General features: G+C 72.7%; 16 protein-coding genes. 6 read left to right on the top strand and 10 right to left on the bottom strand.

Annotated features, from left to right (window positions below; translation table 11 throughout):
• Nucleotides 1–53: 53 nt before the first annotated feature.
• The 7 genes from IIE03_RS08910 to IIE03_RS08880 form a co-directional block, all read right to left on the bottom strand.
• Nucleotides 54–986 (bottom strand): AraC-like ligand-binding domain-containing protein, encoded by a 933-nt coding sequence (locus tag IIE03_RS08910; protein WP_192862389.1) that lies wholly within the window; start codon nt 984–986, stop codon nt 54–56.
• Between the two features lie 289 nt (nt 987–1,275).
• A complete protein-coding gene (locus IIE03_RS08905; protein ID WP_192862388.1) occupies nt 1,276–3,045 on the bottom strand; it encodes an ATP-dependent DNA ligase in 1,770 nt (589 codons plus the stop codon).
• Between the two features lie 57 nt (nt 3,046–3,102).
• A complete protein-coding gene (locus IIE03_RS08900; RefSeq protein ID WP_192862387.1) occupies nt 3,103–3,981 on the bottom strand; it encodes a metal ABC transporter permease in 879 nt (292 codons plus the stop codon).
• Complete coding sequence (locus IIE03_RS08895) at nt 3,978–4,706, bottom strand: metal ABC transporter ATP-binding protein (protein ID WP_192862386.1); 729 nt, start codon at nt 4,704–4,706, stop codon at nt 3,978–3,980. Before IIE03_RS08895 ends, IIE03_RS08900 begins: the two co-directional genes overlap by 4 nt.
• The gene (locus IIE03_RS08890; protein WP_192862385.1) at nt 4,703–5,620 is read right to left on the bottom strand and encodes a metal ABC transporter substrate-binding protein; all 918 of its coding nucleotides are present in this window, start codon (nt 5,618–5,620) and stop codon (nt 4,703–4,705) included. The genes IIE03_RS08895 and IIE03_RS08890 overlap by 4 nt, the downstream gene beginning before the upstream one ends.
• 147 nt (nt 5,621–5,767) lie before the next feature.
• Nucleotides 5,768–6,460 (bottom strand): response regulator, encoded by a 693-nt coding sequence (locus IIE03_RS08885; protein ID WP_192862384.1) that lies wholly within the window; start codon nt 6,458–6,460, stop codon nt 5,768–5,770.
• Entirely contained in the window at nt 6,457–7,890 is a 1,434-nt protein-coding gene (locus tag IIE03_RS08880; protein ID WP_318842885.1) for a sensor histidine kinase, read from the bottom strand. Before IIE03_RS08880 ends, IIE03_RS08885 begins: the two co-directional genes overlap by 4 nt.
• Before the next feature lie 144 nt (nt 7,891–8,034).
• Here IIE03_RS08880 and IIE03_RS08875 point away from each other — a divergent pair, with 144 nt between their 5' ends.
• Genes IIE03_RS08875 through IIE03_RS08865 form a run of 3 tightly spaced genes read left to right on the top strand, consistent with a single transcriptional unit; the run spans nt 8,035 to nt 11,136 of the window.
• Nucleotides 8,035–9,039 (top strand): Bug family tripartite tricarboxylate transporter substrate binding protein, encoded by a 1,005-nt coding sequence (locus IIE03_RS08875; RefSeq protein ID WP_192862383.1) that lies wholly within the window; start codon nt 8,035–8,037, stop codon nt 9,037–9,039.
• Nucleotides 9,036–9,596 carry a tripartite tricarboxylate transporter TctB family protein gene (locus tag IIE03_RS08870; protein WP_318842884.1) on the top strand — a complete coding sequence of 187 codons (561 nt, stop codon included), beginning with the start codon at nt 9,036–9,038 and terminating at the stop codon, nt 9,594–9,596. The genes IIE03_RS08875 and IIE03_RS08870 overlap by 4 nt, the downstream gene beginning before the upstream one ends.
• Nucleotides 9,589–11,136: a tripartite tricarboxylate transporter permease gene (locus tag IIE03_RS08865; protein WP_192862382.1), complete on the top strand. Its 1,548-nt coding sequence runs from the start codon at nt 9,589–9,591 to the stop codon at nt 11,134–11,136. Before IIE03_RS08870 ends, IIE03_RS08865 begins: the two co-directional genes overlap by 8 nt.
• A 7-nt stretch (nt 11,137–11,143) precedes the next feature.
• On the opposite strand, the gene IIE03_RS08860 is transcribed toward IIE03_RS08865, so the two are convergent.
• Nucleotides 11,144–11,839 (bottom strand): alpha/beta fold hydrolase, encoded by a 696-nt coding sequence (locus IIE03_RS08860; protein ID WP_192862381.1) that lies wholly within the window; start codon nt 11,837–11,839, stop codon nt 11,144–11,146.
• 132 nt (nt 11,840–11,971) lie between these two features.
• Between IIE03_RS08860 and IIE03_RS08855 the strand changes: the two genes are divergently transcribed.
• Both IIE03_RS08855 and IIE03_RS08850 read left to right on the top strand, forming a co-directional pair.
• A complete protein-coding gene (locus IIE03_RS08855; protein WP_192862380.1) occupies nt 11,972–12,937 on the top strand; it encodes a helix-turn-helix transcriptional regulator in 966 nt (321 codons plus the stop codon).
• Between the two features lie 79 nt (nt 12,938–13,016).
• Entirely contained in the window at nt 13,017–13,589 is a 573-nt protein-coding gene (locus tag IIE03_RS08850) for a dihydrofolate reductase family protein (RefSeq protein ID WP_192862379.1), read from the top strand.
• 50 nt (nt 13,590–13,639) lie between these two features.
• Here the strand turns inward: IIE03_RS08850 and IIE03_RS08845 are convergent, their stop codons facing one another.
• Nucleotides 13,640–14,248, bottom strand: a complete 609-nt coding sequence (locus tag IIE03_RS08845; protein ID WP_192862378.1) for a DNA alkylation repair protein — start codon at nt 14,246–14,248, stop codon at nt 13,640–13,642.
• Nucleotides 14,245–14,616: a hypothetical protein gene (locus IIE03_RS08840; protein WP_192862377.1), complete on the bottom strand. Its 372-nt coding sequence runs from the start codon at nt 14,614–14,616 to the stop codon at nt 14,245–14,247. Before IIE03_RS08840 ends, IIE03_RS08845 begins: the two co-directional genes overlap by 4 nt.
• A gap of 187 nt (nt 14,617–14,803) precedes the next feature.
• Between IIE03_RS08840 and IIE03_RS08835 the strand changes: the two genes are divergently transcribed.
• Complete coding sequence (locus tag IIE03_RS08835; protein WP_192862376.1) at nt 14,804–15,307, top strand: hypothetical protein; 504 nt, start codon at nt 14,804–14,806, stop codon at nt 15,305–15,307.
• Nucleotides 15,308–15,321 lie beyond the last annotated feature (14 nt).

The following is a 15,321-nucleotide window of genomic DNA, read 5'->3' as shown; positions in this document are numbered from 1 at the left end:
GTCCCACCGGTCATGACCGTGGGTGCTCGGGTGTTGACGCAGGGTGAACGGGGTCAGTGCGCCGCCCGGTACTCCCGCGGGGGCACGCCGAGCTCCGCCTTGAAGGCCCGGCTGAAGTGCGCGGCGTCGACGAAACCCCAGCGCGCCGCGATCGCCGAGACCGGGACGTCGGAGAGCCGGGGGGAGAGGAGGTCCCGCCGACAGCGTTCGAGGCGGCGCTGCCGGATCCATCCGGCCACGGTCGAGCCCGTGCCGTGGAACAGCGCGTGCAGGTGCCGGGTCGAGATGAAGTGGGCCGCGGCGATCGTCGCCGGGGTGAGGTCGGTGGATCCGAGATGTTGCTCGATGTACGACCGGATCCGCTCGAGCAGCTCCTCGTGGGGGTCGCGATGCGGCGAGTGCCCGAGCTCGGCGGCGAACAGCGTCGAGACCAGGTCCAGCGTGCTGTGGATCAGCCGGGGTCCCGGGGCTCGCTCGAGCTGTTCGAGGTGATCGCACAGGTGGGTGAGGAACGGGGTCACGATCGGTGCCACACCGGTGTCTCCGCCCAGCCGGACCGCGGTGAGCTGCCCGACCGTGCTCGCGGGCAGCTCGATGCGGTTCTGGGGGAACATCACCACGAGAGAGCGGAACTCGCGGTCGAACTCGAGCGTGTAGGGCCGCCGCGTGTCGTACACGGCCAGGTCGCCCGGCCGCAGGACGGTCTCGCGCCCGTCCTGTACCAGCAGGCCGCTGCCCGCCAGCATGAGGCTCACCTTGAAGGAGGGGAGGCCGTCCTGTGCCGCCTGTCGAGGCGTCCGCTCCACGACGTGCCTGCCGCCGTGCAGATCGTTGACGTGCACGCCGTCGACCGTCACCGTGCGCACGACCCCGCGGAAGGAGTCCGGCGTGCTGCTCGACAGGTCGAGCGGGAGGAACACTCCCGCCACCACTGCCTGGTACGCCTGGAAGGTCGGTGTGACGTGGGTCGCGAGCCTGCCCGTCATCGGCTTCTCCTGACTTCCGTGCGGAGTGACGTCGTCGTCGGCGCCGTGCGCTGAAGGGTAGTCCTACCGCTGGAGCCGTTCAACGTTCCCGGCTGCCCATGCTCGGCGTCCTCGCCGATCCGATCGTATACCATTTGAGATACTAGCGGCCGGCAGGCGGGCGGAGCGTCAGAGATCCTCCGCCGCCCGCAGGTCGTCCGCGATCTCCTGGTAGATCTCGGCGTACCCGCGGTACGAGTACGGTGCGGCCGATCCGAGTGTTCGGGACGGACGCCTACCCCGCCGGTCCTCACCCCGCGAGGGAGCGGACCGTGTCGATCGTGTCGGCCTCGGATGCGCGCTTGTCGTCGCGGTAGCGCAGGACGCGGGCGAAGCGGAGGGCCAGGCCGCCGGGGTAGCGGGTGGAGCGCTGGAGGCCGTCGAAGGCGATCTCCACGACCTGTTCCGGGCGGACGTGCACCACGTGGCCCTCGCGGGAGGTCTCGAGGGCCAGGAAGCGCTCGGTCTGCCACTCGAGCATCCGATCGGTCATTCCCTTGAAGGTCTTGCCCAGCATCACGAAGCCGTCGGTGCCGTCCGGGTTGGGCCGGCGGGCGCCCAGGTGGATGTTGGAGAGCTTGCCCTGGCGGCGGCCGGAGCCCCATTCGACGGCGAGGACCACCAGGTCGAGGGTCTTGCGCGGCTTCACCTTGATCCAGCCCGCGCCGCGGCGGCCCGCCGCGTAGAGGGAGTCGAGCGACTTCACGACGACGCCCTCCTGGCCCTCGCGAACCGCCTGCTCGAAGAACTCGGTGAAGAGGGCGGTGGTGTCGTGGGTGGTGGCGTCGGCGCTGCCCTCGTCCGCACCGGGGCCGACGACGGCGGTCGTCGTGGTCCCCGAGGCGGCGTCGGCGGCGTCAGGCTCGGGCCCGGTACCAGGCTCCATCAGGCGGCGGACCGCGTGCCGGCCGCCGATGCGGTCGAGGACGGCGAGCCGGTCGCGCAGCGGTGTGTCGATCAGATCGTGGCCGCCCGCGTGCAGGACGTCGAAGAAGAACGGGGTGAGCGTCACGGACTCCAGTTCGGGCGCGGGCTCCGCTCCCGGGCCGTCGGTTGTCACGCCGGCGGCCCCGTCGTCAGCGCCACCTCTCGCCTCGTGCGTCGCCGACCGCGACGCCGTCTCCTGGAACGGTCGCGGCGCGCCGTCGGGCCCGAGCACGATCGCCTCGCCGTCCAGCACCAGGCGCGCCTCCGGGAGGTCGCGCACCGCGGCGACGATCTCCGGGACGCGGCGGGTGATGTCGTCCAGGGAGCGCGTGAAGACGCGGACGTCGTCGTCGGCCCTGTGCACCTGGATGCGGATGCCGTCGAGCTTGACGTCGACGCAGGCCCCGCCGGTTCCGGGAGCGCCGCCCGAGGGCAGCTTGTCGAGCGCGGCGGCGACGTCGGGAGCCGACTGCGCGAGCATGGGCCGCACGGGGCGGCCCACCTCCAGGGAGAAGCCGGCGAGGGCCGCGAGCGGGTCGGGGGAGAGGAGCGCGGCGCTCGCGACCGGCCCGGTGGCGCCGCGCAGCATGACGGCGCGGCGGACGGCGTCCGCGGGGAGGTCGGCCGCCTCGGCGACGGCGTCCACGACCACCGAGTCGAGCGCGCCCTGGCGGAGCTCCCCGATGATCAGGGCGCGGAGGAAGACCTGCTCGCGGCGGGTGGCCGCGGCGAACAGGGCCGACGTCGCGGCGGCGCGGGCGGCCTCGGATCCCGCCCCCGCGAGCCGGGAGAGGGCCGCGAGGGCGGCGTCGACGTCGTGCAGCGTGAGGGTGGGGGACGCGGCGGGCGGCGGGAGGTCGCGCAGGGTGGCCCAGCCCAGGCCGGTGCGGCGCTGGCGCAGCTCGCCGGACAGGTAGGCGACGGCGATCTCCAGCTCGTCGGCGCCGGTGGCGTCGGGGCCGGTGTCGGCACTGGGACTCGCTGCCTCGGCGGCGCCCCGGCGCAGGCACTCGGCGATCGCCGCACGCTTGGCGAGACGCGAGCGCGTGGCGGTGACGGCTTCGGACGTGTCGACGACCTCGGCGAGCAGCATGCGTCCATGATCCCGCCGCTCGCGCCGGACCGCTGCCCCGTGGCGGGATGGCAGGGCTCAGAGGGCGCCCGGGCGTGCCGCCGCGCGCCGCCTCCCCGCCGTCAGCCGCTTGCCGAGCAGGCCGTGGCGCGGCGCGAACAGGTAGACGACGGCGAACGCCGCCCCCTGGACGATCACCACGAGCCCGCCCGACGCCGCGTCGAGCCAGTAGCTGAGGTAGATCCCCAGCACCGAGCAGAGGGCCGACATCACCGGCGCGATGACGAGCATCCGCCCGAACCGGTCCGTGAGCAGGTACGCGGTGGCGCCGGGAATGATCAGCATCGCCACGACCAGGATCACGCCGACCACCTGGAGGGCAACCACGGCGGTCAGTGCGAGGAGCCCCAGCAGCAGTGCCCCGAGGAACCGCGGCGAGAGCCCGATGGCGTGGGCGTGCATGGGGTCGAACGCGTACAGGGTCAGGTCGCGGCGCTTGACGACCAGCACCGCGAAGGCGATGGCGGCCAGGACGGCGATCTGGACCAGGTCCGCCTCGGAGACGCCCAGGATGTTGCCGAAGATGATGTGGTTCAGGTCGGTCTGGCTCGGCGTCACGGAGATCAGCACGAGGCCGAGCGCGAACAGGGTGGTGAACACGATCCCGATCGCGGCGTCCTCCTTGACGCGGCTCGTGCCACGGATCGCGCCGATGAGGGCGACGGCGAGGAACCCGAACACGAGCGCCCCGACCGCGAACGGGGCGCCGAGGACGTAGGCGAGGACGACGCCGGGCAGGACGGCGTGGGAGACGGCGTCGCCCATCAGCGACCAGCCCACCAGCACGAGCCAGCAGGACAGCAGCGCGCAGACGACGGCGGCGATGACCGTCGTCACGATCGCGCGGACCATGAAGTCGTACTGCAGGGGCTCCAGGAGCAGGTCGAGGGGGCTCATGCCACCCCCTCCTCGAGGCCGAACGTGCGGGCCAGGTTCTCCGGGCGCAGCGCCTCGGGCACCTCGCCGTGGAACAGGACGCGGCGCAGCAGCAGCGCGGCCTCGTCGGCCAGCCGGGGGAGGGCGTGCAGGTCGTGGGTGGAGACCAGGACGGTCCGGCCGTCGTCGGCCAGTTCCCGCAGCAGCCGGACGATGGTCGCCTCGGACCGCTTGTCGACGCCGGCGAACGGCTCGTCCAGCAGGAGCACGCGGGCGTCCTGGGCGATGCCGCGGGCGACGAACGCGCGCTTGCGCTGCCCGCCGGAGAGCCGGCCGATCTGCCGGTCGGCGTAGCCGGTCAGCTCCACGCGTTCCAGGGCGTCGGCGACGGCGGCATGGTCGGCGGGGCGGGCCCGGCGGGTGAGGCCGAGGCGCCCGTAGCGCCCCATCATCACGACGTCGCGCACCGAGACGGGGAAGGCCCAGTCGACCTCCTCGCTCTGCGGCACGTAGCCGACCAGCCCGCGCCGCCGCGCCGCCGCGGGCTCGCCGCCGTCGACGAGGACGCGCCCCTGCTCGGGGCGGACGATGCCCATGATCGTCTTGAAGAGGGTCGACTTGCCGGACCCGTTCATCCCGATCAGCCCGGTCACGCGCCCGGGGCGCACGCTCAGGGACACCCCGTCCAGGGCGAGCACCTCGCCGTAGCGGACGACGACGTCGTCCACCTCGATGGTGCCGGTCACGCGTCGCCTCCGCCCAGCGCGTCGAGGAGGGTCGTGGTGTCGTAGCGGATCAGGTCGAGGTAGGTCGGCACCGGACCGTCGGCCTCGGAGAGGGAGTCGACGTAGAGCGTCCCGCCGAAGGCGGCGCCGGTCGCCTCGACCACCTGCTGCATCGGCTTGTCCGACACGGTCGACTCGCAGAACACGGCCGGGACGTCGTCGGCCTCGACGAACTCGATCATGTCGGCGATCTGCTGCGGGGTGGCCTGCTGCTCGGCGTTCACCGGCCAGATGTACCGCTCGGTCAGGCCGGCGTCGCGGGCCAGGTAGGAGAACGCGCCCTCGCAGGTCGCCAGGGCACGCTGGTTCTCGGGCAGGGCCGACAGCCCGTCGACGAGCTCGTCCTGCACCTCCTGCAGCTCGGCCTGGTACGCCGCGCCCTGGGCCTCGAAGTCGGCCGCGTGCTCCGGGTCGAGCTCGCTGAACGCGTCGACCATGTTGTCGACGTAGATCTGCACGTTCAGCGGGCTCATCCACGCGTGCGGGTTCGGCTTGCCCGCGTAGGCGTCGGCCGCGATGTCGATGGGTTCGACGCCGTCGGACACGACCACGTGCGGCACGTCGACCGTCTCCACGAACTGGCCGAACCACGCCTCCAGGTTCAGCCCGTTGTCGAGGATCAGGTCGGCCTCGGACGCCTTCGCGATGTCGCCCGGCGTGGGCTCGTACCCGTGGATCTCCGCGCCGGCCTTGGTGATCGACTCGACGCGCAGGTGGTCGCCCGCCACGTTCTCCGCGATGTCCGCGAGCACGGTGAACGTGGTCAGCACCACCGGCCGGCCGTCGTCGGCGGCGCGGCCCTCGATCACGGCGCCGCAGCCGGACAGGCCCACGACGAGCGCGAGCGGGGCGGCGAGGCGGAGAACATTGTGCATACCCAAACCCTAAAAGTTCGGGCACCCGAAAACAAGTCCGGTCGAGTGTGTTCGGCGGTTTGTCGAGTGGTCGGCCCGACGTCGGATGATCGGCTCTCCGAGCGGCCGATCATCCGACAGGTAGCCGACCACCCGACAGGCTGCCGATCACGCCGGGCGGTAGCGGTTCTCCGGGCGGCCGGTGGCGCCGTAGCGGGGCGCCACCCGGGCGTGGCCCTCGGCGACCAGGTGCTCCAGGTAGCGGCGGGCGCTGACGCGGGACATCCCGACGGTCTCGGCGACCTCGGCCGCGGACGCGTCCGCACCCGCCGCGCCGCACAGGCGCGCGAGCGCCTCCTGGACGAGCGCACGGCTGCGCCCGGACAGTCCCTTGGGCGGCGCGGCCGTGGCGGCCCGCGGGCCGGCGAGGAGCAGGTCCACCTCGTCCTGGTCGAGCGTGTCCCGGGCGCGGCGCAGGTCCTCGCGCCGCTGCCACACCTCGTCGAGCCGCTCGCGCAGGGCGGCGGACGTGAACGGCTTGACCAGGTAGGCGACCACACCGCCGGCCATGGCCTGGCGCACGCTGTCGAGCTCGCGGGCGGCCGTGGTGGCGACGACGTCGATCGGCTCGCCGGGCAGCAGCCGCAGCCTTCGGAGCACGTCGAGGCCGCCCATGCCGGGCAGGTGCAGGTCCAGGAGCACCAGGTCGGGCCGCAGGGCGGCGGCAAGCCGCAGCGCGTCGGTGCCGTTGCGCGCCTCGCCGACGACGACGAAGCGGGGGTGGCTCTCCACGAAGCCGCGATGCACGAGGGCGACGGCGGGGTCGTCCTCGACGACGAGCGTCCGGGTGGGCGCGGTCACGGGGCAGCCTCCCGCAATCCGGCGGGCGCAGTGGAGCCGGCCGGCACCTCGACGGTGGCACGCCGGGCGACGTCGGCAGGGGAGCCCTCGGCCGCAGAACGTCCATGCCCGGAGCAGGCAGGCCCGGAGCCGCCATACTCAGAACCGCCAGGAGAGGACGTCACCGGCAGCTCGACCGTCACCCGAGCCCCGCCGAGCCCTCCGCTCCCGATGACCACCTCACCACCCCGGCGGTCCACCACGCGCCGCACCAGCGCCAGCCCGATACCCCGGCCGTGCTCCCCGTCGCCGGTCACCTTGGTGGAGAACCCGGCCTTGAACACCTGGTGGCGCAGTTGCTCGGGGACGCCGGGTCCGTCGTCGTCCACCTGGAGGCGCAGGACCGGGCCGTCGTCGTGCACCAGGACCCGCACCCGGCCCTCCGGGCCGGTGGCGTCGACGGCGTTGTCGATCAGGTTCCCGAGCACGACGAGCACGTCCGTGTGCAGGGAGGAGGCTTCCGGGCCACCCGGCGCGTCGAGCGCGGAGGCCTCGTCGACGTCGAGCGTCACGCCGTGCTCGCGCGCCGTGATGGTCTTGACCAGCAGCAGCGCCGCGAGCTCCGGCGACCGCACGTCCGGGGCGACCGTGGACGCGGTGAGCAGCCCGCCGTGGCCCGACCGCTCGATGAAGGCGATCGCGTCGTCGGTGCGGCCCAGCTCCAGCAGCCCCGAGATCACGTGCAGCGTGTTGGCGAACTCGTGCGACTGGGACCGCAGGGCGTCGGTCAGGCCGCGGGTCTCCAGCAGGGTCGCGATGTCCTCCGGCTCGAGCTGGTAGATCCGCCGGCGGACCAGCCGGGTCACCCACGCCGCGCACAGCACGCCGACCACCACGGCGCCGGCGAGCGCCGCCAGCAACCAGAAGCGGTCCTCGGTGAGGTCGGCGCGCAGCTCGGACTCGAGGATCCCCACGCTGGCGGTGCCGATGACCGGGGCGGGGGAGGCGTCGTCGGCGGCGTCCCCGAAGACGGGCACCTTGACCCGCCACGACGTGCCGAGCGTGCCCGTCTGCGTGCCGGTCCACACCTCCCCGGACAGGGGCACCGACGGGTCGGTGGAGACCCGCTCGCCGATCCGCTCCGGGTTGGGATGGGAGTAGCGCACGCCCTGGTCGTCGGTGACCACCAGGTAGGTCACGCCCGACGCCTCCCGGATCACCTCGGCGATCGGCTGGATCGTGGCCGACGGGTCCTCGTCGTCGAACGCGTCCCGGATGGCCGGCAGATGCGCCACCGACTGCGCGACACCGGTCATCTGGTCCACGTACGCCTCGCGGAGCTGGCGCTCCTGCAGCGCCGAGGCGACCACCCCCGTCACGCACACGACCGCGAGCACGATGACGACCTGCAGCACCAGCAGCTGCGCCCGGAGCGTCATCGCCCTTCTCACGACGCCAGTGTGCACCGGTTCCCGGCCGGCGGGGTACCGAGGCGTGACCGAAACGACCACAACGTTCGTTGCGACCAGAACGCCACCCCGGCCGGCGGCCCTCCCTACGCTCACGCCGCAACGGCATCCGCTCAAGGAGGAGAAATGCGCATCAGCCGAACCGTGGTCGCCCCCGCGGGAATCGCCCTGGCACTGGCGCTCGCGGGCTGCGGCAGCCTGGAGGCCAACACCGCCGGCGGCGACGACGCCACCATCGACGAGCTGAGCATCGTGGTCCCCGCCGCACCCGGCGGCGGCTGGGACCAGACCGGCCGCGCCCTGCAGGCCGACCTGCAGGCCGAGGGCCTCGTCGGCCGGGCCACCGTCACGAACGTCGACGGCGCCGGCGGCACCGTGGGCCTCGCGAACATCGCCAACGCGACCGACCCGAACACCCTGCTCGTCATGGGCCTGGTCATGGTCGGCGCCGTCGAGACGAACGAGTCCCAGGCCCGGATCGAGGACACCACGCCGATCGCCCGCCTCACCGAGGAGCAGGAGGTGATCGTCGTCCCGAAGGAGTCTCCCTACGAGACCGTCGAGGACCTCGTGCGCGACATCGAGGAGAACGGCAAGGACGTCACCGTCACCGGCGGGTCGGCCGGCGGCGCCGACCACATCCTCGCCGGCATGCTGCTCGAGGCCGCGGGCATGACCGAGGACGAGATCACCGCCGACCTCAACTACGTCGCCTACTCCGGCGGCGGCGAATCGCTCGCCGCGCTGCTCGGCAACAAGGTCGACGCCGGCATCTCCGGCGTCGCCGAGTACGCCGAGCAGGTCGAGGCGGGCGAGCTGAAGGCGCTCGCCGTCTCCGGCGAGGAGCGCGTCGCCGCCCTCCCCGACACGCCGACCCTCACGGAGTCCGGGTACGACGTCGTCCTCACCAACTGGCGCGGCGTCGTCGCGCCCGGAGACATCGACGAGGCCGACCGGGAGGCGCTGATCGCCGCGGTGACCGGCGTCGTGGAGTCCGACTCCTGGGCGGGCACGCTCGAGGAGTACGGCTGGGCCGACGCGTTCCTTCCCGGCGACGAGTTCGACACCTATCTCACGGAGAACATCGCCGAGGTCCGGACCACGCTGCAGGACATCGGGCTGGTCCGGTGAGGTCCGACGTCAAGGCGCCCGAGGTGCCCACCACGGCGGACGCGGCTCCCGCGCGGCCGCCGGGGCGGCGCTGGGGCGAGCTCGTGCTCGCCGTGGCCGTGACCGTCCTGGGCGCCTACGTGCTGGTCACCGCGGGAGGCATCGTCGTCCCGGGCTCCACCAACACGCTGGGCCCGCGCGCCTTCCCCTACCTGGTGGGCGCCATGCTCGTCGGCATCGGCGTGGTGCTGGCCGTGCTGGTGCTGCGCGGGCGCCGGGGCGAGGCCGAGGAGGGCGAGGACGTCGACCTCACGGTCCGCACCGACTGGCTCACCGTGGCCCTGCTCGTCGCCGCCCTCGTGGTGCACGTGTTCGCGATCAATGTGATCGGCTGGCCGTTCGCCGCCGCGCTCCTGTTCGCGGCGGCGGCCGTCGTCCTGGGCGCGCGCCCCTGGTGGCGCGCCGCCCTGATCGGCCTCGTGCTCGGCCTGGTCGTGCAGGTGATCTTCGGCGGGCTGCTGGGGCTCTCCCTGCCGGCCGGACCGCTCCTGGAGGGGGTGCCGTTCCTCCGTGGATAACGTCCAGGCCCTGATGGACGGCTTCACCACCGTCCTGCACCCGGTCTACCTGCTGTACGCGCTGTTCGGCGTGTTCATCGGGACCGCCGTCGGCGTGCTGCCCGGCATCGGCCCGGCCATGACGATCGCCCTGCTGCTCCCGCTGACCTACAGCATGGAGCCGACGGCGGCGATCATCGTCTTCGCCGGCATCTACTACGGCGGCATGTACGGCGGCTCCACCACGTCGATCCTGCTCAACACGCCCGGCGAGTCCGCCTCGATCGTCACCGCGCTCGAGGGCAACAAGATGGCGCGCGCCGGACGCGGGGCGGCGGCGCTCGCGACGGCCGCGATCGGCTCGTTCGTCGCCGGGTCGCTGGCCACGGTGGCGCTCACCTTCGTGGCGCCCTTCGTCGCCCGGATGGCGGTCCAGCTCGGCGAGCCCGACTACTTCGCGCTCATGGTGGTCGCCTTCATCACGGTCGGCGCGCTGCTCGGCAGCTCCGTGCCGCGCGGGCTCGCGTCGCTGTCGCTCGGCCTGTTCCTGGGGCTGGTCGGCACCGACACCCTGACGGGACAGCAGCGGTTCACCTTCGGCGTGCCCAACCTGGCCGACGGGATCGACGTCGTCGTGGTCGCCGTCGGCCTGTTCGCCGTCGGGGAGGCCCTGTACGTGGGGTCGCGGATGCGGCACGGGCCGATCGAGGTCATCCCCGTCGAGAAGGGCTGGCGCGGCTGGATGAGGCGCGACGACTGGCGTCGCTCCTGGAAGCCGTGGCTGCGCGGCGCCGGGATCGGGTTCCCGGTGGGCACCATCCCGGCCGGCGGGGCCGACGTCGCGACCTTCCTCTCGTACGCCGCCGAGCGGCGGCTCGCGGGCAAGGAGCGGCGCAAGCAGTTCGGCAAGGGCGCGATCGAGGGCGTCGCCGGCCCGGAGGCGGCGAACAACGCCGCGGCGTCGGGCGTGCTCGTGCCGCTGCTCACGCTCGGCCTGCCGACGACGGCGACCGCGGCGATCATTCTCGTCGCGTTCCAGTCCTACGCGATCCAGCCCGGACCGCTGCTCATGGTGAACGAGCCGGCCCTGGTGTGGGCGCTGGTGGCGAGCCTGTACATCGGCAACGTGATGCTGCTCGTGCTCAACCTGCCGCTGGTGGGGATGTGGGTGAAGGTGCTGCAGATCCCGCGGCACTACCTGTACGCGGGCATCCTCCTGTTCGGCGCGCTGGGCTCGTACGCGCTGAACTTCTCGCCGGTGGATGTGCTGCTGCTGGTCCTCGTGGGCCTGGCCGGGTTCATGATGCGCCGGTACGGCTACCCGGTGGCGCCGATGGTGGTGGGCATGATCCTCGGCCCGATGGCCGAGGACCGGCTGCGCCGCTCCCTCGCGATCAGCCAGGGCGACCTGAGCTACCTGGTCACGAGCCCGTTCGCGGCCATCGCCTACGCGGCGATCGCCGTCGTGCTCGTGGCGGGCATCTGGCTGAGGCGGCGGGAGCGGGCGCTGGAGAAGGTCGTGGCCGACGGCGAGCGGCCCCGGGCCGGCGTCCAAGCATGAGGTTGACTCATGCCGGGGTCGTGTCGGCGGCCACCCCGCTCAGGACCCGGGCCAGCTCGGCCGGGCGCGTGAACATCGGCCAGTGGCCCGAGTCGAGGTCGACGAGGTCGACGTGCTTGGTGCGCGCGAGCTCCGGCACGTCGCCCGCGTCGATCCACGCCCGGGCCTGAGCCGCGGTGAACTCGGGGCACACGACGGTGACCGGGACGTCGAACCGGCGCTCGTCCGCGAGCCGCACGACGGCGCGGGCCACGCCCTCGGGGACGGGGACGGCCGAGGCCGCGAAGGTGGCCCTGGCGTCCTCGTCCAGGTCGGCGGAGTCCGGCCCTTCGAACGGGGCCCAGCCGGGGAACGGCATGACACCGTCCGTGACCGGGAACAGGTCGGCGTAGAGCTTGCCGTCGTCCCAGGGGAAGCCGCCGACGAGGACGACGCCGGCCACCTTGCCGGGGCGCGCGTCCGCGGCGAGCCAGGCCAGCGTGCAGGCCGCGGAGTGTCCCACGACCAGGGGCGCGTCCGGCGCCGCGTCGACCGCGGCGAGGACGGCCGCGACCTGGTCGTCCAGCGTGGCCGATGTCGACCCGTCACCCTGGCCGGGGAGGGCGACCGGCACGGGCCGGTGGCCGAGCGCCTCCAGTTCGGGGACGACGTCGTCCCAGGCCGAGGCGTCGAGCCAGAGTCCGCCGATGAGCAGGATGTCCATGGTTCTCTCCCGTGGGTGCGGTGTGCTGTGACTGTCGTGATGGGCCCGGCGCGGTGCCGGTGAACACCACCGTAGGGCGAGTTCCGGACGTTCTGCTTCCGGATTGAGCGGGACGGCGTCTAGGCTGCTGAGATGTCGTCCGATCCCGGCCCGACCGCCCGCGCGCTCCGCGCGCTCGAGATCCTGCGGACCCGCCCGGGCACGACGGCGGGCGAGCTCGGCGAGCGGCTCGGCGTCACCGAGCGCGCCGCGCGCCGGTACGTCGGCATCCTGCGCGAGGCCGGGATCCCCGTCTCGTCGGAACGGGGGCCGCACGGCGGCTACCGCCTCGGGCGCGACGCGCGGCTCTCACCGGTCACCTTCACCCAGGCCGAGGCGCTGGGCCTGGTCATGGCGGTGCTCGACGGCCGTTCCGGCAGCGGGTCCGACGGCGGCGACAGCTTGGTGGACACCGCCCTCGACAAGGTGATCCGGGCGCTGCCGAGCGACGTCGGCCGCCAGGCGGCGGCGGTGCGCGAGCACGCGGCCGCCGCGCCCGACCGGTTCGCCGCCCGCCCCGACACGGCGATCACCGGCGAGCTCGTCACGGCGATCGCCGCCCGGCGGCGCGCCCTGGTCACCTACCGGGGTGAGTCCGGCAGCGAATGGGTCGCCGAGGTGGACCCGTGGGCCGTCGTCGTCCGCTACGGGCGCTGGTACCTCCTGTGCCACTCCCACCGAGCCGGGGAGGTGCGCACCTACCGCGTCGACCGGGTCCTCGCCGTCGAGCAGACCACGCGCAGGTTCGAGCCGCCCGAGGACCTCGACCCCGTGACGGCCCTGGAGGAACACCTCGGCACCGGGTGGCGGTACGCCACGCGCGTCGTGTTCGACGCCCCGCTCGCCGACGTCGAACCCTGGGTCGGGGCGCAGATGGGCAGGCTCGAGGCGGCGGGGGACCGGTGCGTGCTCGTGGGCAGCACGCGCAACCCGGAGATGTACGCGCAGGAGTGGCTGGCGAGCGTGCCGTTCCCGTACCGCGTGGAGGGCGGACCCGAGCTGCGGGCGGCGGTCGCCGCCCTCGCGGAGCGCCTCGCCGCGGCGGTCGACCACCGATGAGTCCTGTGCGAGTCTCTCGTCCATACCCACGACGCGCCGCACCGGGCGGCCGCGAGCACCACGACCGGAGGAAAGAGTCATGAGCACCATCGTCGCCACGCACTTCGTCTCGCTCGACGGCAAGGTCGACCCGACCGGCGGGGACCCCGCGCTGCACGACACGATGTGGACGTTCAAGACCGTCGAACCCGACATGGATGCCTACGAGCTCAAGGGCCGCGAGCAGGAGGAGGCCGGAGCGCTGCTCCTGGGCCGGGTGAGCTATGAGGGGTTCGCGCCGGTCTGGCCGACCATGGACGAGTTCCCGCGGTACAACACCCTGCCCAAGTACGTCGTCTCCACGACGCTCACCGAGGACGACCTCGTCGGCAACTGGGGCGACATCACCATCCTGCGCTCGCTGGACGACGTCGCGAAGCTCAAGGAGTCCGACATCGGCGAGATCCAGGTGCACGGCAGCGTCAGCCTCACCCGCGCGCTCGGCGACGCCGGGCTGATCGACGCGTACCACCTGCTCGTCTTCCCGGTGCTCCTGGGACAGGGGAAGCCGCTGTTCAGCGACGCCGACAAGCCGGCCCAGAAGCTCCGGCTGGTCGAGCACGCGGCCTACCGGAACGGCATCCAGAAGCAGATCTTCGAGGTCGAGCGCTGACGCTCCGCACCGGCAGGATCGTCCGCGACGCCGTCGGTCGCCGTCGTCGGCTACCCGGCGTTCGCCTGACGCTTCGCCGCGTGTGCCCGGTAGATCTTCACCGCTGATCGGACGCGCGGATGGGTGTCCTCGGCGAGCGAGTCGGCGATGGCGAGTCCGCGCTCGACGTCGGCGTCGGATCCTTTCTTGACGAACCAGAGCGGCGCCGTGATCGCCGACCGGCGCCGGAGCGGGTCCGCGGAGCGCGCGAGATCGTCGAGAACGCCGCCGTCCACGGCGCCGGCGAGGATCGGCATGCCGAGCACACGCGGGGCGGCGCGGTCGACCATGTCCCACGTGCTGATGGCGTCGTGCCGGTCGAGGTAGGTGCGCGCGAGACCGGCTCGCTCGTCGTCGGAGAGCTTCCGCCGGGCGCGGAAGTCGAGGACGCAGAACGCCGCCAGGCGCGGCTCGTACGCCGGGTGCTCGAACAGCGCGTCGAGTTCGGCTCCGGGCAGGTCGGTGGCGCGCTTCGCGAGGTCGAACAGCGTGCCCATCCGTACGCCGATCACGGGTTCGTCGTCTGCGACACGGCCGCGGATCTTCGCCTTCTCGCGCGGGTCGGCGGCCTCCCGCAGCGCCTGCTCGACGTCGACGGCGGTGGAGAACGCGGGCCTCATGGCTCCCATCGTAGGCACCGAGCGCCGGTCGCTGACCAGATCACCGTGGCTCTCGCGAGGAAGGTGGCGCTCGTGGGGAAGACGTAGACGCAGCCCAGGCACCTGGTGCCGGCCGGGTCGAGCACGGTGTACGAGAACGCGCGCCACGCGGCATGGCGCTGTTCCATGTCGATGAGATCTTCCCGGTTCGCCTCCAGGGTGAAATCATCCTCGGGCCACGTCGACTGTCGCCACAACCGCAGGTGCTCGCGCGAGTCCATGACGGCGGCATAGTCCAGCTCCGCGTCGTCGGCGACGATCGGACGCAGGGCGAACTCTTCGGTTCTCAGCTCCGCGGGAACGGGCTCGGTCGAATCGGTGAACGGCACGCGTGTCTCCTTCGGCAGGTGGCGGCTGACGCTACCCGGTCAGTCCCACCAGAAGCTCCAGGTGTTCATGTCGATGACGGTTTCCCAAGTGCGACCATACGTGTGTTCGCGTCCGAGACCGCTCCCGGCCGGGCGCCAGTACCGTCCCACCTGGACGATCAGCCACGTCGTCGTCGGGAGGCAGCGCATGTCCACGTCCTGGGAACCGAAGCACGAGCCCCCGCGCATGGGGTGCGGGACGCTGTTCCTGATCGGCGCGCTCGGCGTGACCGGCTTCTGGCTGACGATCTCCGGTCAGACGCTGAAGGCAGACCGGGAACAGGAGGAGGACGCTCGGCTCGTGAAGGTCCTTCGAGATCGTGGCACCGAGATCCGCGCCGTGGTCCGCGAGGAGGAACACATCCAGGAATACGTTGTCACCGTCGATCCTGGGACCGCTCGCGCCCACAACCCGGTGCGCCTGGAGGCCGGCCCTCCCCTCGGCGAGGAGATGTACCTGGCCACCACGGGCTATCCAGGTTTCGAGCCCGGCGATGTGGTGACAGTGGTGTACCACTCGGACGAGCTGCCCCGTGTGCTCCTCGACGAGCAGGTGAGGTACGGGCTCGAAGAGGCGCGGCGGCGCCATACCCAGGAGTACCCGGGTGCACGAGTGGAGCGGCGCGCTCCGGACCTGTGGCCGTCGTGGTAGCGCGCGGGCGCGGC

The sequence above is a fragment of the Myceligenerans pegani genome, from assembly GCF_014892515.1.
In the GTDB taxonomy this organism is placed as follows: domain Bacteria; phylum Actinomycetota; class Actinomycetes; order Actinomycetales; family Cellulomonadaceae; genus Myceligenerans; species Myceligenerans pegani.
The sequence above is the reverse complement of the archived record's forward strand: the minus strand, read 5'-3'. Positions and strand labels throughout refer to the sequence as shown.